The sequence below is a fragment of the Sphingomonas sp. NPDC079357 genome (assembly GCF_044901155.1).
Taxonomy (GTDB): domain Bacteria; phylum Pseudomonadota; class Alphaproteobacteria; order Sphingomonadales; family Sphingomonadaceae; genus Sphingomonas.
Window position 1 is genome coordinate 168,357 of the sequence record NZ_JBJDOM010000001.1, and the last position, 17,332, is coordinate 185,688.

The 17,332-nt window shown below is 66.3% G+C and carries 22 protein-coding genes; 14 read left to right on the forward strand and 8 right to left on the reverse strand.

Annotation, left to right across the window (positions count from 1 at the left end; genetic code table 11):
• Positions 1–63: 63 nt before the first annotated feature.
• The 8 genes from ACI2JO_RS00740 (at position 64) to ACI2JO_RS00775 (ending at position 7,512) form a co-directional block, all read left to right on the forward strand.
• Positions 64–1,128 (forward strand): substrate-binding domain-containing protein, encoded by a 1,065-nt coding sequence (locus ACI2JO_RS00740; protein ID WP_404718851.1) that lies wholly within the window; start codon positions 64–66, stop codon positions 1,126–1,128.
• The gene (gene pstC / locus ACI2JO_RS00745; RefSeq protein WP_404718852.1) at positions 1,128–2,504 is read left to right on the forward strand and encodes a phosphate ABC transporter permease subunit PstC; all 1,377 of its coding nucleotides are present in this window, start codon (positions 1,128–1,130) and stop codon (positions 2,502–2,504) included. The genes ACI2JO_RS00740 and pstC overlap by 1 nt, the downstream gene beginning before the upstream one ends.
• Positions 2,497–3,765 carry a phosphate ABC transporter permease PstA gene (pstA, locus tag ACI2JO_RS00750; protein WP_404718853.1) on the forward strand — a complete coding sequence of 423 codons (1,269 nt, stop codon included), beginning with the start codon at positions 2,497–2,499 and terminating at the stop codon, positions 3,763–3,765. The genes pstC and pstA overlap by 8 nt, the downstream gene beginning before the upstream one ends.
• Entirely contained in the window at positions 3,762–4,529 is a 768-nt protein-coding gene (pstB, locus tag ACI2JO_RS00755) for a phosphate ABC transporter ATP-binding protein PstB (protein WP_404718854.1), read from the forward strand. The genes pstA and pstB overlap by 4 nt, the downstream gene beginning before the upstream one ends.
• An 11-nt stretch (positions 4,530–4,540) precedes the next feature.
• Positions 4,541–5,227 carry a phosphate signaling complex protein PhoU gene (gene phoU, locus ACI2JO_RS00760; protein ID WP_404718855.1) on the forward strand — a complete coding sequence of 229 codons (687 nt, stop codon included), beginning with the start codon at positions 4,541–4,543 and terminating at the stop codon, positions 5,225–5,227.
• Positions 5,227–5,919 carry a phosphate regulon transcriptional regulator PhoB gene (gene phoB, locus ACI2JO_RS00765; protein ID WP_404718856.1) on the forward strand — a complete coding sequence of 231 codons (693 nt, stop codon included), beginning with the start codon at positions 5,227–5,229 and terminating at the stop codon, positions 5,917–5,919. Before phoU ends, phoB begins: the two co-directional genes overlap by 1 nt.
• A 109-nt stretch (positions 5,920–6,028) precedes the next feature.
• The gene (locus ACI2JO_RS00770) at positions 6,029–6,523 is read left to right on the forward strand and encodes a hypothetical protein (protein WP_404718857.1); all 495 of its coding nucleotides are present in this window, start codon (positions 6,029–6,031) and stop codon (positions 6,521–6,523) included.
• 86 nt (positions 6,524–6,609) lie between these two features.
• A complete protein-coding gene (locus ACI2JO_RS00775; RefSeq protein WP_404718858.1) occupies positions 6,610–7,512 on the forward strand; it encodes an SDR family NAD(P)-dependent oxidoreductase in 903 nt (300 codons plus the stop codon).
• 18 nt (positions 7,513–7,530) lie between these two features.
• Here ACI2JO_RS00775 and ACI2JO_RS00780 read toward each other — a convergent pair whose 3' ends face one another.
• Positions 7,531–7,875: a DUF2794 domain-containing protein gene (locus ACI2JO_RS00780; RefSeq protein ID WP_404718859.1), complete on the reverse strand. Its 345-nt coding sequence runs from the start codon at positions 7,873–7,875 to the stop codon at positions 7,531–7,533.
• Positions 7,875–8,570 (reverse strand): serine O-acetyltransferase EpsC, encoded by a 696-nt coding sequence (gene epsC, locus ACI2JO_RS00785; RefSeq protein WP_404718860.1) that lies wholly within the window; start codon positions 8,568–8,570, stop codon positions 7,875–7,877. Before epsC ends, ACI2JO_RS00780 begins: the two co-directional genes overlap by 1 nt.
• Before the next feature lie 156 nt (positions 8,571–8,726).
• On the opposite strand from epsC, the gene ACI2JO_RS00790 reads away from it, so the two are divergent.
• The gene (locus tag ACI2JO_RS00790; protein WP_404718861.1) at positions 8,727–9,497 is read left to right on the forward strand and encodes a sulfite exporter TauE/SafE family protein; all 771 of its coding nucleotides are present in this window, start codon (positions 8,727–8,729) and stop codon (positions 9,495–9,497) included.
• Positions 9,498–9,542: 45 nt separating this feature from the next.
• On the opposite strand, the gene ACI2JO_RS00795 is transcribed toward ACI2JO_RS00790, so the two are convergent.
• Together ACI2JO_RS00795 and ACI2JO_RS00800 are read right to left on the reverse strand one after the other, a co-directional pair.
• Entirely contained in the window at positions 9,543–10,064 is a 522-nt protein-coding gene (locus ACI2JO_RS00795; protein ID WP_404718862.1) for a carboxymuconolactone decarboxylase family protein, read from the reverse strand.
• 153 nt (positions 10,065–10,217) lie between these two features.
• Positions 10,218–10,763 carry a peroxiredoxin gene (locus tag ACI2JO_RS00800; protein ID WP_184032813.1) on the reverse strand — a complete coding sequence of 182 codons (546 nt, stop codon included), beginning with the start codon at positions 10,761–10,763 and terminating at the stop codon, positions 10,218–10,220.
• Between the two features lie 151 nt (positions 10,764–10,914).
• Between ACI2JO_RS00800 and ACI2JO_RS00805 the strand changes: the two genes are divergently transcribed.
• Both ACI2JO_RS00805 and ACI2JO_RS00810 read left to right on the forward strand, forming a co-directional pair.
• Positions 10,915–11,817, forward strand: a complete 903-nt coding sequence (locus ACI2JO_RS00805; RefSeq protein ID WP_404718863.1) for a hydrogen peroxide-inducible genes activator — start codon at positions 10,915–10,917, stop codon at positions 11,815–11,817.
• 116 nt (positions 11,818–11,933) lie between these two features.
• Entirely contained in the window at positions 11,934–12,608 is a 675-nt protein-coding gene (locus ACI2JO_RS00810) for an energy transducer TonB (RefSeq protein ID WP_404718864.1), read from the forward strand.
• Here the strand turns inward: ACI2JO_RS00810 and ACI2JO_RS00815 are convergent, their stop codons facing one another.
• The 3 genes from ACI2JO_RS00815 to pgsA form a co-directional block, all read right to left on the reverse strand.
• Positions 12,609–13,040 (reverse strand): molybdenum cofactor biosynthesis protein MoaE, encoded by a 432-nt coding sequence (locus ACI2JO_RS00815; RefSeq protein WP_404718865.1) that lies wholly within the window; start codon positions 13,038–13,040, stop codon positions 12,609–12,611.
• A complete protein-coding gene (gene moaD / locus ACI2JO_RS00820; protein WP_404718866.1) occupies positions 13,037–13,288 on the reverse strand; it encodes a molybdopterin converting factor subunit 1 in 252 nt (83 codons plus the stop codon). The genes ACI2JO_RS00815 and moaD overlap by 4 nt, the downstream gene beginning before the upstream one ends.
• 132 nt (positions 13,289–13,420) lie before the next feature.
• Positions 13,421–13,987 (reverse strand): CDP-diacylglycerol--glycerol-3-phosphate 3-phosphatidyltransferase, encoded by a 567-nt coding sequence (gene pgsA / locus ACI2JO_RS00825; RefSeq protein ID WP_404718867.1) that lies wholly within the window; start codon positions 13,985–13,987, stop codon positions 13,421–13,423.
• Between the two features lie 128 nt (positions 13,988–14,115).
• On the opposite strand from pgsA, the gene ACI2JO_RS00830 reads away from it, so the two are divergent.
• Positions 14,116–15,411, forward strand: coding sequence for an MFS transporter (locus ACI2JO_RS00830; RefSeq protein WP_404718868.1), 1,296 nt, complete (start codon positions 14,116–14,118; stop codon positions 15,409–15,411).
• Between the two features lie 4 nt (positions 15,412–15,415).
• Here the strand turns inward: ACI2JO_RS00830 and ACI2JO_RS00835 are convergent, their stop codons facing one another.
• On the reverse strand, positions 15,416–15,583 hold the full coding sequence (locus ACI2JO_RS00835; protein WP_404718869.1) for a hypothetical protein: 168 nt from the start codon (positions 15,581–15,583) through the stop codon (positions 15,416–15,418).
• A gap of 88 nt (positions 15,584–15,671) precedes the next feature.
• Here ACI2JO_RS00835 and ACI2JO_RS00840 point away from each other — a divergent pair, with 88 nt between their 5' ends.
• Both ACI2JO_RS00840 and ACI2JO_RS00845 read left to right on the forward strand, forming a co-directional pair.
• Positions 15,672–16,196: a gamma carbonic anhydrase family protein gene (locus ACI2JO_RS00840; RefSeq protein WP_404718870.1), complete on the forward strand. Its 525-nt coding sequence runs from the start codon at positions 15,672–15,674 to the stop codon at positions 16,194–16,196.
• A 167-nt stretch (positions 16,197–16,363) separates the two neighbouring features.
• Entirely contained in the window at positions 16,364–17,320 is a 957-nt protein-coding gene (locus tag ACI2JO_RS00845) for an NAD(P)H-dependent flavin oxidoreductase (RefSeq protein ID WP_404718871.1), read from the forward strand.
• Positions 17,321–17,332 lie beyond the last annotated feature (12 nt).

Here is a 17,332-nt window from a genome sequence, read left to right on the forward strand (position 1 = left end):
TCTATGTCACACGGCGCGCTGCATGAGGGCTGCCGTGTTGGCGAACGCCCGTGCGGGGGATCCATGTCGCGCTTCGTTCAGGCGCTTGCAGCCATGCTGCCGCTCGCGTTGGCGGGCGGGCTGGCGGCGTGCGTCGATCAGGCGGCGGGCGGCGGCGCAGGTTCGCGTGACCAGATCCGCGCGGTCGGATCCTCCACCGTCTACCCATTTACGACGATCGTGGCAGAGCGCTTCCTTGCCACCACGCCGCACGCCCGCCCGCCAGTGATCGAATCGACCGGCACCGGCGCGGGTATCCGCTTGTTCTGTGCCGGGATCGGTGCCGCGCACCCCGATCTTGTCGACGCCTCCCGCCGCCTGCGACGCGGCGAATATGCCGAATGCGCGCGTCGCGGGGTCGACCAGATCCTTGAGGTACAGATCGGCATCGACGGCATCGCCTTTGCCGAGGCGCTGCAAGGACCGGGCATGGCGCTGACACCGGCCGACATCTACCGCGCGCTCGCCGCCGCTCCGCTCGGCCAGCGCAACCGGGCGCGGCTGTGGCGCGACGTTAATCCGGCGCTGCCCGCGACCCCGATCCAGGTCTATGGTCCGCCCGCGACCAGCGGCACCCGTGACGCGCTTGCCGAGCTGGTCCTCGCCAAAGGCTGCGAAGCGGTCGAGCCCGATACGATCGGACTGCACGAACGCGATCCCAACGCCTTCGCCACCCGCTGCCAGCGGCTCCGCGAGGACGGCGCCTATGTCGATGCCGGCGAGAACGACAATCTGATCGTCCAGAAGCTGCGCTCGAATCCCAATGCGCTCGGCATCTTCGGCTATGGCTATCTGGAGCAGAATGCCGGCGTCGTGCGCGGCGTGCCGCTGAACGGCGTCGCCCCCACCTATGCGACCATCGCCAGCGGCGCCTACCCGGGCGCGCGTCCGCTGTACATTTACGTCAAGAAGGCCCATCTGCGCGCCATCCCCGGTCTGCGCGCGTTCCTACGCCAATACGCTGTCCTGTGGGGGACGAGTGGTCCGTTGGTAAAGCGCGGGCTGATCGCCGCGCCGCTGCCGGTCCAGCGTCGCGCCGCCGCGATCATCGCCAACGAAACGGCGCTTGATCCACGCGAGCTGCACTGATGTCGGCGCTAGCGCTCCTGTTCCTGATCGCGGCACTCGGCCTGATCGGCTGGGTCGTTGCCCGCGCCCGCGCCGCACGCTTCCGCAGCAGCCCGGCGCGCCGGTTCAGCTCGCTGCCCCAGCATCACGGTTGGTACGTGGCGATGTGGACGCTGCTGCCCGCGCTGGTGTTCCTCGCGATCTGGCATTCGGTCGCGCCGGCGCTGGTCACCGATGCGGTCCTCGCCACCCCGATGGCCGCGGCGCTGCCGCCGCCGGGGCTCGACCGCGCCGCGATCCTGTCGGAAGCCCGCAATCTTGCCAATGGCGACGCCTGGGGGGCATTTCATCCGTTATCGGAACGGCTCGCTCCCGCTTATGCCGCGGCGCAGTCGCGCTACGACTGGACCGCCACCACGATCGCGCTGCTGCTCGCCTTTTCAGGGGGGGCGGTCGCCTTCCTCCGCGTGCGTCCTGGGTTCTCCGCGCGATCGCAGGTGGAGCGGGTCGTGATGGGGCTGCTGCTCGTCGCCTCGCTGATCGCGATTCTCACGACGGTCGGAATTATCGCCTCGCTGCTGGTCGAGAGCGCGCGCTTCTTCCAGATCGTCCCAATCACGCAATTCCTGTTCGGCACGCACTGGAGCCCGCAGGTGATCGACGCCCGCGATCCCGGCGCTTCACTGGGCGCGATACCCTTGTTCTGGGGCACGTTCTTCATCGGTGCTATCATCGCCATGGCGGTCGCTGTCCCGCTTGGGCTGATGAGCGCAATCTACCTGACCCAATATGCCCATCAGACCACCCGCCGCTGGATAAAGCCGATGCTGGAGATCCTCGCGGGCGTACCGACCGTGGTCTACGGCTATTTCGCCGCGCTGACCGTTGCGCCCGCCGTTCGCGACCTCGGCGTCGCGCTCGGCGTCCGCTGGGCGTCGTCGGAAAGCGCGCTGGCTGCAGGGGTGGTAATGGGGGTGATGATCATCCCGTTCGTCTCCTCGATGGCCGATGACTCGCTTTCCGCGGTTCCCGCCTCGATGCGCGACGGCAGCCTGGCGATGGGTGCGACCAGTTCGGAGACGATCCGCCACGTGCTCGTCCCGGCCGCGTTGCCCGGCGTGGTCGGCGGCGTGCTGCTCGCGGTCAGCCGCGCGATCGGCGAGACGATGATCGTCGTCATGGCCGCATCGGGGGTCGCTTCGCTGACGCTCAACCCGTTTGCCAGCACCACCACCGTCACCAAGCAGATCGTTGATCTGCTCACCGGCGAAGCCGAGTTCGATTCGGCCAAGACGCTCGCCGCCTTCGCGCTCGGGCTGACGCTGTTCGTCATCACGTTGCTGCTCAACGTTGTCGCGTTGATCGTCGTGCGCCGCTACCGCGAAGCCTATGAATAGGCGCGCCGCCCCCTCCCCGCGCCAGCCGACCGACTGGCAGACGCCCGAGATGCAGCGCCGCATCCGTCGTCGCTATGCGGCAGAGCGTCGTTTTCGCCTGATGGGCGCGGCAGCGGTGTTCGCCTCGGCGGCGTTCCTCGTTTATCTGCTCGCCACGATGATCGTGCAGGGGGCAAGCGGCTTCACCGAAACCCGCCTCGCGCTCCCGCTCGACCTTCGTACGCGCGTCGTCGTCAGCCCCGCGCAGCTCTCCGGCACCACGGCAGATCTCGCGCTGGCGGGGGCCGGGCTGGAGAATGCGGTCGATGCCGCCGCCGATCGCGCCTACCCCACGCAGGGCGGCGCCACGCTGCTGTCGGACGGCGCATGGCTCCGCGTCCGCGATGCCATCAAGCGCGACCCGCAAGTGCTTGCCACCCCCACCACGATCGACGTCCCGGTCGCGACCGGGATTGACATGGCGTACAAGGGCGTCGGGACTCAGGAGAGCGAGGCCGTCGTCGCGGCACTCGGCGCGCATCTGTCGCGTGGGCTGAACGTCAGCTTCTTCACCGGCGCTGACGCCACCGACCCAACCCGCGCCGGTATCTGGGGCGCGCTCAAGGGTTCGCTGCTGACGATGATCGTCACGCTGGCACTTGCCTTCCCGATAGGGGTGCTCTCGGCCTTGTACCTGGAGGAATATGCACCGCGAAACCGCTGGACCGATTTGATTGAGGTCTCAATCAACAATCTTGCCGCGGTGCCGTCGATCATCTTCGGATTGCTGGGTTTGGCGGTGTTCCTCGGCACGTTCCACATGCCGCGCTCCGGCGCGGTCGTCGGCGGGCTGACGCTCGCGCTGATGACGATGCCGGTGATCGTCATCGCCGGGCGTAACGCGATCACCGCCGTGCCGCCGTCGATCCGCGACGCCGCCCGCGCGCTCGGTGCCTCGCCGATCCAGGTCGTCTTCCACCACGTCCTGCCGCTCGCATTGCCCGGCATTCTGACCGGCACGATCATCGGCATGGCGCGCGCGCTCGGCGAGACCGCGCCGCTGCTGATGATCGGGATGCGCGCGTTCATCGCCGCCCCGCCCGGTCGCCTGACCGATCCCGCCACCGTGCTGCCGGTGCAGATCTTCTTGTGGTCCGACGACGTGCAGACCGGCTTCGTCGAGAAGACCTCCGCCGCGATCATCGTCCTGCTGGTGGTGCTGCTCACCATGAACGGCCTCGCCATCTACCTTCGCAACCGTTTCGAGACCCGCTGGAAATGAGCAACGCCGCGCCGAAAATGACTGCCACCGGCGTCAACGTCTTTTACGGGCGCAAGCAGGCGATCCGCGACGTGTCGATCAACGTGCGGCGCGAGGACGTCACCGCATTCATCGGCCCGTCGGGCTGCGGCAAGTCGACATTCCTGCGCACGCTCAACCGTATGAACGACACGATCCCCGGCGCGCGGGTCGAGGGCGACGTGCGGCTTGACGGCGAGGACATCTACGCCAAGGCGATGGATGTCGTGCAGCTGCGCGCCCGTGTCGGCATGGTCTTCCAGAAGCCCAATCCCTTCCCCAAATCGATCTTCGAGAATGTCGCCTACGGCCCGCGCATTCACGGGCTCGCACGTTCCAAGGCCGATCTGGCGCAGATCGTCGAACGTTCGCTGACCCGCGCCGGGCTGTGGGCCGAGGTCAAGGACCGCCTTTCCGACAGTGGCACGGCTTTGTCGGGCGGCCAGCAGCAGCGGCTGTGCATCGCACGTGCGATCGCGGTCGACCCGGAGGTGATCCTGATGGACGAGCCGTGCTCCGCGCTCGATCCGATCGCCACCGCGAAGATCGAGGAATTGATCCATGAACTGCGCGGCCGCTACGCGATCGTGATCGTGACCCACAACATGCAGCAGGCCGCGCGCGTCAGCCAGCGGACCGCCTTCTTCCACCTCGGACAGCTCGTCGAATACGGCGACACGTCGGATATCTTCACGAACCCACGGCAGGATCGCACGAAGGACTATATCACAGGCCGCTACGGCTAAGGATCGCAGGCATGGGCAATACGCAGGAACATACGGTCAAGGCGTTCGACAAGGACATTGGCCAGTTGCGCGGGCTGATCTCGCAGATGGGCGGACTTGCCGAAAGCGCGATCGCCGACGCGATGATCGCGCTGCAACGCGGCGACGCCACGCTCGCCGCGCGGATTGCCGCCGACGACAAGCGTATTGACGCAATGGAAACCGAGGTCGAGCGCACCGCGGTCCGCATCATCGCCTTGCGCGCGCCGATGGCCGACGACCTGCGCGAAGTGGTCGCCGCGCTGAAGATCGCCAGCGTGATCGAACGGATCGGCGATTATGCCAAAAACATCGCGCGCCGCGTGCCGCGGATCGAAAGCGAGCATCGGATTGAGCCCTTGTCGATCCTCCCCGCCATGGGTCGGATGGCCGCCGCGATGGTGCATGACGTCCTCAACGCCTTCGCCGCGCGCGATCCCGAAGCGGCGCTGGCGGTGTGCGAGCGCGACAATGCGCTCGATGATTTCTACGACAGCATCTTTCGCACCTTGGTCACCTTCATGGTCGAAAACCCGAAGACGATCAGCGAATGCGCGCAATTGCTGTTCGTCGCCAAGAATCTCGAGCGGATCGGCGATCACGCCACCAACGTCGCCGAGATGGTCTATTTTGCCGCAACCGGGGTGCGGCTCGTGGAACGCGAAAGAGGAGTTGATTGATGGCCAAGGCCCGCATGTTGCTGGTGGAGGACGACGCCAGCCTCGCCGAGCTGCTGGTGTGGCATTTCACCCGCGAGCATTTCGACGTTCAGCACACGATCGACGGCGAGGAGGCGTTGCTGCTCGCCCGCGAAACACCGCCCGACATCGTGCTGCTCGATTGGATGGTCGAGGGTATCTCGGGAATCGAGGTCTGTCGTCGGCTGCGGCGCGCCGCCGAGACCCAGAACGTGCCGATCATCATGCTCACCGCGCGCGGTGAGGAGGAAGATCGCGTCCGCGGGCTTGAAACCGGCGCGGATGATTACGTCACCAAGCCGTTCTCGCCGCGCGAATTGGTGGCACGTGTCGGCGCGGTGTTGCGCCGCGTGCGTCCCGCACTGGCCGGCGAGCAGCTCACCTACGCCGATCTGGAAATGGACACGGTCGGCCACAAGGTGCGCCGCGGCGGCGACGTGGTCGCGCTCGGGCCGACGGAATTCCGACTGCTCAAGCATTTCCTCGAACATCCCGGTCACGTCTTCTCGCGGGAACGCCTGCTCGACAGTGTCTGGGGGCATGACAGCGATATCGAAAGCCGTACGGTCGACGTCCATATCCGCCGCCTACGCAAGGCGATCAACGAAGGTGGCCGCCCGGACATCATTCGCACCGTAAGATCAGCGGGTTACGCGCTCGACACCGGAAACTGAGTCTTTTCGCTTTCGCAACAATGGACCTTTTTTCTGTCGTGGGGCGTTGCCCGGACCGCGTGATAAAACCGCGTTTCTGACCGAACGCACACGGCAGGAGAAAGACAAGATGAAGGCCATTCTTCTCGCGGCAGCGGCCGTGATTGCCATCCCGACGATGGCGATCGCGCAGGATACCCCGCAGACGACCACGACCGCGCCTGATACCGGCGCAGCGCCGGCCACAACCGCGGACCCGAGCATGTCCGCCGACCCGGCCGCCGCACCGCAGACCGACGCCACGGCACCGATGACGCAGGCCGATCCCGCGGCTCCCGCCCCCGAAGCCAACGCGCCGATGACCCCGCCGGCCGGTGGCGCGATGACGCCGCAGTCGGGTGGCAGCATGGGTACCGAAAGCGCCGGGGGCTACCAGCCGTCGCAGCCGGCCGTTTCGGGCACGCCGCAGCCGGGCGCGACCGTCCGCTTCCAGCCCGCTCCTTCGCCGTCGCAGGCGTTCCCGGCACCCGCCGCCAAGGAAAGCTACCCGATCTGCAAGAAGGGTCAGTATGACGGCTGCATGCAGGCCAGCGACGCGCGCAAGGCGCCGCGCCGCCGCCGCTAAGCCGATAGGGTTCGGACGGGCATTGCACCCGTTCGATGATTAGGTATGGAAGGCGCTTCGTCCGTTCAGGAGGGAGCGCCTTTTCCATGTCGATCCGTTTCGATGATCGCGTCGCCATCGTCACCGGAGCAGGTGGCGGCCTGGGACGACATTATGCGCTCGAACTCGCCAGGCGCGGCGCGCGTGTCGTCGTCAACGATCTCGGCGCCGATCGCAGCGGCCAAGGCGCTTCCGATGCCGCACTGACCGTTGTCGAGGAAATTCGCGCCGCCGGCGGCACCGCAATGGCAAACGGCGCCAGCGTCGCCGATTACGATCAGATGGTCGAGATGGTCGCGCGGGTCACCGAGGCATGGGGCAGCGTCCATATCCTCATCAACAACGCCGGCGTGCTGCGTGACAAGTCGTTCGCCAAGATGGACCCGGCCGACTTCGCTTTCGTCGTGCAGGTTCACCTGCTCGGCAGCGCCTATGCCACCAAGGCGTGCTGGGAGACGTTCCGCGCCCAGAACTACGGCCGCGTGCTGATGACCTCGTCATCTTCCGGACTGTTCGGCAATTTCGGGCAGGCCAATTACGCCGCTGCCAAGCTCGGCATCGCAGGCCTCGCGCGCACGCTCCATCTGGAGGGCGCAAGGAACGACATCCGCGTCAACACAATCGCGCCAACTGCCGGCACCCGTATGACCGAGGGACTGTTCCCCGATGCCGCCTTCGTCGCCTTTGCTCCCGAAAAGGTCGCCCCCGCCGCACTCTATCTGGTCAGCGAGCACGCGCCATCCGGGCAGATCGTCGGCGCGGGCGCTGGCGTGGTGCAGGCGAGCTACATCACGCTCACGCCCGGCGTGGCACTCGAAGGCGACGACCTCTCACCCGAAGGCGTGGCGCACCGCTGGGCTGCGATCACCGATCGTACCGGCGAGATCGTCCCTGGGTCCGGCACCGAACAGGCAATGCTGATCGGTCAGACACTGCAGTCCACACGGTAGCGGCGCTGCGAGCGGAAGCTATTCTTCGACGAGCTTCATCAGTCGCCGCTCGACGGGGGCGAGCACCGGCCCGAGTTCATGCCCGCGCCGCACCACCTGCCCCGCCTCACCGACCAGCGCCCACATGCCCTGTCGATTGCGCAGCGCAGGCCGTTTTTCGACCCGGAACTCCGGTCGCTCTGTCGCGCGACGAAACGCCGAGAACACCGCGGCTTCGCGTCCCAGATCGATCGCGTAATCGCGCCAATGCCCCGCCGCGACCATGCGGCCATAGAGATCAAGGATACGCATCAGTTCCGCGCGGTCGAACGCCACCTGGCCCGGCTGGCCGGCACCGCCCGGAAAGGGTGTGACAATCCCCATCAGGCGCGGTCACGCTCCTGCGCCGGCCTTCCGTCCTGCTGCTCCTCGATCAGCGCGTCCAGCCGCTTCTTCATCGCTTCCAATTCACAACGCAGCGCTTCGACCTTTTGCGTCGCCGGGTCGAACAGCTCGCGGCAGGGCGTGCCGTAAGGAACGAAGCGCGGCTCCGGCGCAGCTCCCCCCTCCACCACTGTAGGCCGCGCCGGTATCCCGACCATCACCGCACCCGCCGGCACGTCGCGCGTGACCACCGCATTGGCCCCAACCCGCGCGCGCGGCCCGACCGTGATTGGCCCCAGCACCTGCGCGCCCGATCCGATGATCGCACCGTTTGCGATCGTCGGATGGCGCTTGCCCGCAACGCCATTGTCGGGGCTGGTGCCGCCGAGCGTCACGCATTGATAGATGGTGACGTCATCACCGATTTCCGCGGTCTCGCCGATCACGACGAAGCCATGGTCGATGAAGAAATTGCGCCCGATCGTGGCACCGGGATGGATATCGATCGCGGTCAACGCACGCGAAAAATGATTCACGATCCGTGCCGGCAGGTAAAAACCGGCACGGTACAGGCGGTTCGCGACCCGGTGCCATGCCAGCGCCCACACGCCCGGATAGGTCAGTACTTCAAGACGCGAATGTGGCGCCGGATCACGCGCACGGATCGAATCCAGATACTTGGTCAGTCGCGACATCCGCGTTCCCTTTTCTTCTCGCCGCAAGATAGAGCGTCATGACGCGCGTTTCCATAAGCAGCGCTATCAATCGAGAAACCGTATTTTCCTATTGCGCTTATGGGATATGACCCATGAAGAGCGCGAGCGATCCGACGATCGCGCTGGGGAGATTGGATGGAAGCGCTGACGCATCTGGATTTTTCGGCATTGTGGCCCTTCATCGCCGTGGGCTTCGGCGCGCAGTTGGTCGACGGGGCCCTCGGCATGGCGTTCGGCGTCATCTGCAATACCCTGCTGGTCGCGGTCATCGGGCTGCCCCCGGCGCGCGCCTCCGCCAACGTCCATATTGTCGAGACCTTCACGACCGCCATTTCCGGTCTCAGCCACGCCATCACCGGCAACATCGACAAGGGATTGTTCCTCCGCCTGCTCGTTCCCGGGGTTATCGGCGGGGTGGCCGGGGCCTATGTCCTGACCAACATCGACGGCGCGGTCGTAAAGCCCTTCGTGCTCGCCTATCTCGTCATCATCGGCATCTATCTGCTGGTGCGCGGGCTCATGTTCCCGCCCAAGGTCAGCAAGCCCAAGGTGGTCGAGCCGCTCGGGCTGCTCGGCGGCTTCATGGATGCGGCAGGCGGCGGTGGCTGGGGGCCGATCGTCACCTCGAACCTGCTGGTGCAGGGCGTCGAGCCGCGCAAGGTCGTCGGAACGGTGAGCGCGGTCGAGTTCTTCCTCACCGCCGTCGTCTCGGCGACGTTCATCTACAATCTCGGAATCAAGGATTTCGCGACCGCCACCGTCGGTCTGCTGATCGGTGGCGTGTTCGCCGCGCCGCTCGGCGCGTTCTTTGCCAAGCGCATCCCGATGAAGGTGATGCTGGTGATGGTCGGAACCGTCCTGACGATCACCAGCACCTATGGCTTCGTCCGCGCGGTGTTGATGTAACCGACACGCCCGTCATCCCCGCAACGGCGGGGATGACGCCGTCGATTAAGCGCTGACCGCGTGGACCGTCGCGACGGCCTTCATCACCGAGGCGATGCGCGCCGCGGTGTGGATCACCTCGGCGGTAACCCCTGCCTTCTTCAGCACCTGCTCATGGCTGTCGATGCACATGCCACAGCCGTTCATCGCGCTGACCGCCAGGCTGAACAGCTCGAAATCGACCTTGTCGATCCCCGGCGCCCCGATCACGTTCATGCGCAGCTTGGCCGGCATCCGGCTATATTCCTCGTTGCTGGCGAGGTGGGTGAAACGATAATAGACGTTGTTCATCGCCATCACCGCCGCCGCGGCGCGCGCCGCGGTCGCCGCCTCGGGCGACAGCTTGTCCGCGACCTCGGCCTCGGTCGCCTCGACCAGCGGCTTGTAGCCCGATCCATGCGCGCAGGCGAGCAACGTGCCATACTTGCGCTGGTCGTTGAGCACCGTCTCGTTCAGCAGCGAGCCGACGTTGAGGCGGATGTCCTTGGCAAAATCGGGCAACGTGCCCGCGAATTCCTTGAGAGCCATGTTTCTCTTTCGTTAGGGCGCACGCGAGACAAGCCCTCTCCCCGTCGGGGAGAGGGTTGGGTGAGGGGCAGATGTCTCGCAGAGAGGATGGCCTCGATGAGCCCCCGGCCCCTCACCCCGGCCCTCTCCCCGGCGGGGAGAGGGAGTAAGATGTCAGGCCGCGACCTGCAGGACGTCGTCGCCCTTGTTCCAGTTGCACGGGCACAGTTCGTCGGTCTGCAGCGCATCGAGCACACGCAGCGTCTCGGCCGGGTTACGACCGACATTCAGGCCATTGACCTGCACCGCCTGGATGACATTGTCGGGATCGACGATGAACGTGGCGCGGAACGCGACATGCTCGTTCTTGTCGACGATGCCCAGCGCGTCGGCCAGCTTGCGGCCATTGTCCGCCAGCCACGGGAAGTCGGCGGCGGCCAGATCCGGGTCCGACTTGCGCCAGGCGAGGTGGACGTGCGCGGTATCGGTCGACGCGCCGATCAAAACCGCGTCACGATCCTCGAAGTCGCCCTTGATCTGGCTGTAGCCGACGATCTCGGTCGGGCAGACGAAAGTGAAGTCCTTCGGCCAGTAGAACAGCACCTTCCACTTGCCCGGATAGGCAGTGGTCAGGTCAAGCGTCTCGCCGTTCGGCAGCGCGCTCGTGCCCTGCTGGACGGGGACGGTGATGGCGGGGAAGGTATCGCCGATGGTCAGCATGTCTGGCTCCTGTTGTGAATGCGGAGTTCCAGTCATCCTCTCTGCCGGGGCCGCGTCGCCGCGCCGCCTCTCGTTGCAAAGCTGATATAGGGGGCTTCGCTTGATCGAGCAAATCGTCTATTCCATCCCCGGTGATCGACGGAGACGATGAATGGCCGCAACCTACCTGCCGACGCTCAAGCAATTGCAATATCTCGTCGCGCTGAAGGATCACGGTCATTTCGGGCGTGCGGCCGAAGCGTGTTTCGTCACCCAGTCGACGCTGTCGGCGGGCTTGCGTGAGCTGGAGACGCTGATCGGCGTGACGTTGGTCGAGCGCACCCGGCGCGTCGTGCGCTTCACCCCGCTCGGCGAGCAGATCGCGACCAAGGCGCGAGTCGTGCTGCGCGAAGCGGAGGAACTGGGTGATCTCGCCCGCGCCGCCGGTCGCCCCCTGTCGGGTGAGATGCGGCTGAGCGTGATTCCGACCATCGCCCCGTTCCTGCTCCCGCGCATATTGCCGCGACTGCGGCGCGACTATCCCGATCTGAAGCTCTATCTCCGCGAGGAACCCAGCGGCCCGGCGTGCGAGGCACTGCACAACGGCCGCACCGATTGCGTGTTGCTCGCGCTGCCCTACGCCTGCGGCGAGGTGACGGCGCTCAAGCTGTTCGACGACCGGCTGTTCCTCGCCTTCCCGGAAGGCGAAATGCCCTCCGATCTGTCGGCGGTGCGCCCCGACGAGATCGACGAAACACGGCTGCTGCTGCTCGAGGACGGGCATTGCCTGAAGGAACATGCGCTGGCGGCGTGCAACCGCGCCGAGCTGCGCGCCGAGGCGACGATGCTCGGCACCTCGCTGCATACGATGGTGCAGATGGTCGACAATGGGCTGGGTGTTACGATGCTGCCCAAGATCGCGCTCGACGCCGGCATCCTCGATCACACCAGGGTCGTCGCACGACCGCTCGACGCCGCCGCGCCGGTCCGTACGCTGGCGCTGGTCTGGCGCCGCGCTTCCCCGCGCGAACGCGACTTTCACCTGCTCGGCGAGGTGCTGAAGGCGGCGGCCTGAATGAATCACCGCCGCGATTGACGCGCAGTCGCAGTCGGCGCAGCATCGCGATCTGGAGCTCGTCGTTCGTCGGGCAATGTGTCCGTCGTGGCGCCTCCGGTCGGGAGGTTGGTCGCATGGCCTATGCAAATCGGATCGACAATTCACGGCGCTTCACCACGATCGCGGGTGTCGCCGCAATCCACGGCCTGATCGGCTATGTCTTCATCAGCGGCATGGCGGCCAGCTTCGTCCAGTCGGTGTCGAAGCCGTTCATCACCACCAACATTCCGATCGAAACCCCGCCGCCTCCCGAGATGACGCCGCCCAAGCTCGAGAAAGTCGCGCCACAACAGCCGGCCACGACCACGCCACCACTCACTACCGTCACACCGGTCGTGACCACTCGGACCAACAGCGACAACGTGGTGGTCATCACGCCGCCGATGCCGCCGGTCGACTTCGGCAGCGGCACCGTGACGGTTGACCCGCCCGCGCAACCCGCAACGGTCAGCAAGGCCAGCGGCGTGCTCGCGCGCGGCAACCGCAATGACTGGATCAGCACCGACGACTATCCGCCCTCGGCGTTGCGCGCCGAAGAGGAAGGAGTGGTCGGCATTTCGATGCGAATCGGTGCCGACGGCCGCGTTGAATCCTGCACGGTGACCGCGCCCAGCGGCCATGCCTCGCTGGATCAGGCGACGTGCCGCCTCTACCAGCGCCGTGCCCGCTTCACGCCGGCGCGCGACGATTCCGGGACGGCGATCGCCGGCACATTCACCGATCGTATCCGCTGGGAATTGCCGCGGTAATCAGCGCCAGCGCGCCGCCGCGTCATCGTCGGCGGCGCGCGCCTCGACCCAGCGCGAGACGCCGTCGACGGTCTCGCGCTTCCAGAACGGTGCATCGGTCTTGAGCCGGTCGATCAGAAACGCACAGGCGTCGAGCGCCGCCGCGCGATGGGCGGAACAGGTACCGACGAACACGATCCGCTCGCCCGGCGCCATCGCGCCGACGCGATGGACGATCGTCGCCGCCGTCAGCGACCAGCGCGCGGTCGCATCCTCCGCCAATTGCGTCAGCGCCGCCTCGGTCGCCCCCGGATAATGTTCCAGCTCCAGCGTCGCGACGCCGTCGTCGGCGCGCACCAGCCCGGTGAAGGTCGCCACCGCCCCGTCCTGCTCCAGCCGGGCGAACTCGCCGGCGATGTCGATGGGATCGCGCGCGACGAGGATGCGGATCATCCGCCCGTCACCGGCGGGAAGATCGCGACCTCGCGCGCGCCCGCGATCGACGTGTCGAGCGGCACGAACGCTTGATCCACCGCGGCACGCAGCCGCGCCGGATCGGCGAAGGCGGCGGCATGACCCGCGCTGCGCGGGACGAGCCACGCGACCAGATCGGCGACGGTGGCGATGTCGGACGGCGGCGCAACGTCTTCCTCGGCTAGGCCGATCCGTTCGCGCACCCAGGCGAAATAGAGTAGTTTCATCGGCGTCCCAACGTTCCGTTCCTGCTGAGGAGGCATTGCGCCTGTCGAAATGCCGTCTCGAAGCATTCGTGGAGACGAGGCTTCGACAAACTAAGCCTCTCCTCGGTACAAACAGCGGAGGGCTCTGCCCCCTCAGTCCATGTGTTTCAAACCGACCCGCAGATAATCCCAGCCGGTCACGATCGTCAGCGCCGCCGCGCCCCACAGGCTGGCCAGGCTCGCCACCTTGATCCACCCCTCACCCGGCAACGCCCCCGAAAGGATCAGCCCGCCCAGCGAGACGAGCTGCAACGTCGTCTTCCACTTTGCCAGCCGCGACACCGGCAGCGACACCTGCAGCCCGGCAAGGAACTCGCGCAACCCGCTGACCGCGATCTCGCGCAGCAGGATCACCAGCGCGGCGATGATATGCACCCCTGTGATCGCGGCGACATCGTCGTGCCGCGTGCCGACCAGCATCAGGATCACCGCCGCGACCATGATCTTGTCGGCGATCGGATCGAGGAACACGCCCAGCTTCGATACCGTCCCCTGCGCGCGCGCCAGATAGCCGTCGAAATAATCCGTGATCCCCATCAGGCAGTAGAGGCCGAAGGCGACCCCGAACCCGAACCGCCAGCTCGGCCACCAGAGGAATGCCACCAGCAGCGGCACCGCGACGATCCGCGACAGCGTCAGGATGTTGGGCAGGGACAGCATGGTGGCGACGTGGACCTGTCACGCGGGCAGCGCAAGCGCCTGTCACACGAAAATCAACGTTGGATCGTGACGGTCCAGCCGCTATGGCTCGGCGAATTGCCAACAATCCGGGGGCCCGGTCCCGCGTTATGATCAATGCCCTCGGGCTCCTCAAGCGGCGGCGTTTTCTGCCGCTGTTCACCACGCAATTCCTCGGCGCCTTCAACGACAACCTGTTCAAGACCTCGATGGTGCTGTTCGCCACCTATGAGATCTTCGCCGACGAAACGCAGGAGAGCTTCTTCAACGCGCTGACCGCGGCGCTGTTCATCCTGCCGTTCTTCGTACTCTCCGCCTTGTCCGGGCAGCTCGCCGACTCGAGCGACAAGGCACGGATCATCCGGTTGGTGAAGACGGTCGAGATCGCGATCATGGCGGTCGGCGGAGCCGGGCTGATGCTGGCGCGCACCGGCGCGGTGACGCTGCCGCTGGTGTTGATGCTCGCTGCGGTCACCGGGCTCGGCGTGCACTCGACCTTCTTTGGCCCGATCAAATATGCGATCCTGCCGCAGCATCTCGACGAGGACGATGTGCTCGGCGGCACCGGGCTGGTCGAGGCGGGGACGTATCTGTCGATCCTGCTCGGCACGATCCTGGCCGGCTTCGTCTACAAATCGCCTTTGCTCGTCACCGTGCTGACGCTCGCGGTCGCGCTGCTCGGCTGGCTGACCGCGCGCGCGGTGCCGCCTGCGCCGCGGCTCGGGCCGAAGCTGGTGCTGGACTACAACCCGATCCGTGCCTCATGGCGGCTGATCGCCGAGACGATGCACATCCCGCGTCTTTTCCTGGCGATCTGCGCGATCAGCTTCTTCTGGACGATCGGGTCGGTGCTGATCATCGTCTTCCCGCCATTGGTAAAGAACGTGCTGACCGCCGATGCCAGCGTCGCCAGTCTCGTGCTGGCGGTGTTCTCGATTGGCGTCGCGATCGGATCGGTGGTCATCAACCTGATGTTGAAGGGGCAGATTTCAGCACGCTTCTCGCCCGCGTCAGTGATTGCGATGGGCCTGACGGTACTGGCGTTCTGGTGGGTGGTCGGGCTGTGGACCGCTGCACCCGAAGGGCATCTGTTCGACATGGCCGCCTTCATCCGCCAGCCGCATGCGGTGCTGGTATTGCTCGCGCTGCTGGGCGTCGCGATCTTCGGCGGGATGTTCGTGGTGCCGCTTTACGCCTTCCTGACGACGACCGTCACCAAGGACCATACCGCGCGGACCGTTGCGGCGAACAATGTCGTCAACGCGGGCGCGATGACGTTCGGCTCGATTGCGGTCGCCGGGATCACCGCGCTCGGCGTCACGCCGTCGCAGCTGTTGCTGCTGGTAGCGGGAATGTGCGTGGTATCGGCGATGATCGCGCAGCGGCTGCACCGCGCCTGCGACTGAGCGCCTAGAAGATCATCGTCGAGAAGGTGACGAAGAACGCCGCGAAGCTGAGCAGGAACAGTCGCACGTCATGATCCCCGGTCTCCGCCTCCGTAGCGACGGGCGGCGGCGGCAGGGTGCGGCGGAAGGGGTGTCCGGCACCCTCGTTCGTCAGGACCAATCGGCGTTGCATAGCCAGGTCTTAACGCGCTGTTTACGATTCCGGCTACAGCCGACCGTCGGCGTCCATGTGTCGCGACGGGACATCAGGGAGAGAAGCGATGCCGCTCTATGCCTTCAAGGGTCACCGCCCGACCCGACCCGCCTCCGCCTGGGTGGCGCCCAGCGCCGATGTGATCGGCGACGTCGTGCTCGGCGAGCATGTCGGTATTTGGTTCGGTGCGGTGATCCGCGGCGACAACACCACGATAACGGTCGGCGCGCGCAGCAACGTGCAGGAAGGCGCGATGCTTCATTCCGATCCCGGCGCGCCGCTGACGATCGGCACGGAATGTACGATCGGCCATCACGCGGTGCTTCATGGCTGCACGATCGGCGACCGCACGCTGATCGGTATGGGTGCGATCGTCCTCAACCGCGCGGTAATCGGGGCGGACTGTATCGTCGGCGCCGGCGCGCTGGTCACCGAAGGCAAAGTCTTCCCGCCACGCTCGCTGATCGTCGGCAGCCCGGCGCGCGTGGTGCGCGAGCTGGATGATGCGACCATCGCGGGGCTCAGGGTGTCGGCGGCGCACTATGTCGCCAATGCGCAAGCAGCAGCCGAGGGGTTGGAACGGGTGGAATAGTCCATCCGTCCTCCCGGCCCGGGCGGGCACCAGACGCGCAGGTCTTCCCGAGAACCGCAACGTCAGCGGTTCTGCGTTCTCAATTGCGCGGCATGACGAAAAACCTGTCTGGCGTGACGTGGCGTCAACCTTGCCACACCCTGACTCGCCCCACATAACCCGTTGCCATGTCGATCCCCCCGCTCCTGTCGCACCTGCGCCTGCCGATCATCGGCTCGCCGCTGTTCATCATCTCCAACCCGGATCTGGTGATCGCGCAGTGCAAGGCGGGGATCGTGGGGTCGTTCCCGGCGCTCAACGCGCGCCCCGCCGCGATGCTCGACGAATGGCTCCAGCGCATTACCGAGGAACTCGCCGCCCACGACCGCGTGCATCCCGATGCCCCCGCCGCGCCCTTCGCGGTCAACCAGATCGTCCACAAGTCCAATGACCGGCTGGAGGCCGATCTGGCGGTCTGCGCCAAGTGGAAGGTGCCGATCACGATCACCTCGCTTGGCGCGCGCGAGGAACTCAACCAGGCGGTTCACGCCTGGGGCGGGATCACGCTCCATGACGTCATCGACGATCGCTTCGCACACAAGGCGGTTGAGAAAGGCGCCGACGGGCTGATCGCGGTCGCGGCCGGCGCGGGGGGGCATGCCGGCCGGCTCTCGCCCTTCGCGCTGGTGCAGGAAATCCGCACGTGGTTCGACGGCCCGCTGGCGCTGTCGGGTGCGATCGCCAGCGGTGACGCGGTGCTGGCGGCGCAGGCGATGGGCGCGGACTTCGCCTATATCGGTTCGGCGTTCATCGCTACCGACGAGGCCAATGCCGACGCACGGTACAAGCAGGCGATCGTCGATGGACGTGCCGCGGACATCGTCTATTCCGACCTGTTCACCGGCGTCCACGGCAATTACCTGCGCGCCTCGATCGTCGCCGCCGGGCTCGACCCCGACAATCTGCCGCAGGGTGATCTGAAGACGATGAGCTTCGCCTCGGGCGGCGCGGCGAAGGCATGGCGCGACATCTGGGGCTCGGGCCAGGGCATCGGCGCGATCGAGACGATCCTTCCCGCCGCGGAGCGGGTCGCGCAACTGGCCGAAGAATATCGCGCCGCACGCGAGCGATTGATGGCGCGCTGATGCGCCCGAGCG

Excerpts from the sequence above, each read along its gene's own strand:
- ACI2JO_RS00740 (WP_404718851.1), top strand. The coding sequence starts at position 64 with ATGTCGCGCTTCGTTCAGGCGCTTGCAGCCATGCTGCCGCTCGCGTTG.
- pstC (WP_404718852.1), top strand. The coding sequence starts at position 1,128 with ATGTCGGCGCTAGCGCTCCTGTTCCTGATCGCGGCACTCGGCCTGATC.
- pstA (WP_404718853.1), top strand. The coding sequence starts at position 2,497 with ATGAATAGGCGCGCCGCCCCCTCCCCGCGCCAGCCGACCGACTGGCAG.
- pstB (WP_404718854.1), top strand. The coding sequence starts at position 3,762 with ATGAGCAACGCCGCGCCGAAAATGACTGCCACCGGCGTCAACGTCTTT.
- phoU (WP_404718855.1), top strand. The coding sequence starts at position 4,541 with ATGGGCAATACGCAGGAACATACGGTCAAGGCGTTCGACAAGGACATT.
- phoB (WP_404718856.1), top strand. The coding sequence starts at position 5,227 with ATGGCCAAGGCCCGCATGTTGCTGGTGGAGGACGACGCCAGCCTCGCC.
- ACI2JO_RS00770 (WP_404718857.1), top strand. The coding sequence starts at position 6,029 with ATGAAGGCCATTCTTCTCGCGGCAGCGGCCGTGATTGCCATCCCGACG.
- ACI2JO_RS00775 (WP_404718858.1), top strand. The coding sequence starts at position 6,610 with ATGTCGATCCGTTTCGATGATCGCGTCGCCATCGTCACCGGAGCAGGT.
- ACI2JO_RS00780 (WP_404718859.1), bottom strand. The coding sequence starts at position 7,875 with ATGGGGATTGTCACACCCTTTCCGGGCGGTGCCGGCCAGCCGGGCCAG.
- epsC (WP_404718860.1), bottom strand. The coding sequence starts at position 8,570 with ATGTCGCGACTGACCAAGTATCTGGATTCGATCCGTGCGCGTGATCCG.
- ACI2JO_RS00790 (WP_404718861.1), top strand. The coding sequence starts at position 8,727 with ATGGAAGCGCTGACGCATCTGGATTTTTCGGCATTGTGGCCCTTCATC.
- ACI2JO_RS00795 (WP_404718862.1), bottom strand. The coding sequence starts at position 10,064 with ATGGCTCTCAAGGAATTCGCGGGCACGTTGCCCGATTTTGCCAAGGAC.
- ACI2JO_RS00800 (WP_184032813.1), bottom strand. The coding sequence starts at position 10,763 with ATGCTGACCATCGGCGATACCTTCCCCGCCATCACCGTCCCCGTCCAG.
- ACI2JO_RS00805 (WP_404718863.1), top strand. The coding sequence starts at position 10,915 with ATGGCCGCAACCTACCTGCCGACGCTCAAGCAATTGCAATATCTCGTC.
- ACI2JO_RS00810 (WP_404718864.1), top strand. The coding sequence starts at position 11,934 with ATGGCCTATGCAAATCGGATCGACAATTCACGGCGCTTCACCACGATC.
- ACI2JO_RS00815 (WP_404718865.1), bottom strand. The coding sequence starts at position 13,040 with ATGATCCGCATCCTCGTCGCGCGCGATCCCATCGACATCGCCGGCGAG.
- moaD (WP_404718866.1), bottom strand. The coding sequence starts at position 13,288 with ATGAAACTACTCTATTTCGCCTGGGTGCGCGAACGGATCGGCCTAGCC.
- pgsA (WP_404718867.1), bottom strand. The coding sequence starts at position 13,987 with ATGCTGTCCCTGCCCAACATCCTGACGCTGTCGCGGATCGTCGCGGTG.
- ACI2JO_RS00830 (WP_404718868.1), top strand. The coding sequence starts at position 14,116 with ATGATCAATGCCCTCGGGCTCCTCAAGCGGCGGCGTTTTCTGCCGCTG.
- ACI2JO_RS00835 (WP_404718869.1), bottom strand. The coding sequence starts at position 15,583 with ATGCAACGCCGATTGGTCCTGACGAACGAGGGTGCCGGACACCCCTTC.
- ACI2JO_RS00840 (WP_404718870.1), top strand. The coding sequence starts at position 15,672 with ATGCCGCTCTATGCCTTCAAGGGTCACCGCCCGACCCGACCCGCCTCC.
- ACI2JO_RS00845 (WP_404718871.1), top strand. The coding sequence starts at position 16,364 with ATGTCGATCCCCCCGCTCCTGTCGCACCTGCGCCTGCCGATCATCGGC.